Source organism: Pseudomonas sp. NPDC098747 (genome assembly GCF_044760045.1).
In the GTDB taxonomy this organism is placed as follows: domain Bacteria; phylum Pseudomonadota; class Gammaproteobacteria; order Pseudomonadales; family Pseudomonadaceae; genus Aquipseudomonas.
In genome coordinates this window covers 34,131-34,380 of the sequence record NZ_JBIWAL010000056.1, presented here as the reverse complement: position 1 = coordinate 34,380, position 250 = coordinate 34,131, and the positions used below count along the sequence as shown (strand labels likewise).

Below are 250 nucleotides of genomic sequence, written 5' to 3'. Positions count from 1 at the left end.
CCGACTCCCTTGACACCGTTGAGCTGGTGATGGCTCTGGAAGAGGAATTCGAGACCGAAATCCCTGACGAAGAAGCTGAGAAGATCACTACTGTACAAGCCGCAATCGATTACGTTACAAACCACCAGGCTTAATAGCCTGTAATCGTTGCTTGCTGTCATGGAAAAACCGCACTGCCATCACGGCGTGCGGTTTTTTCTTTAGGCCTGATGCAAAGTCGTCATTTGAAAAAGGAGAGTGCTGTGTCGCG

At 49.6% G+C, this 250-nt stretch carries 1 protein-coding gene; it reads left to right on the top strand.

Going from position 1 to position 250, the window contains the following annotated elements; translation table 11 throughout:
- Window positions 1-134, top strand: a 134-nt coding sequence (gene acpP / locus ACIQVE_RS24570; RefSeq protein ID WP_402813356.1) for an acyl carrier protein, incomplete at its 5' end; no start/stop codon positions are given.
- Window positions 135-250: the final 116 nt, after the last annotated feature.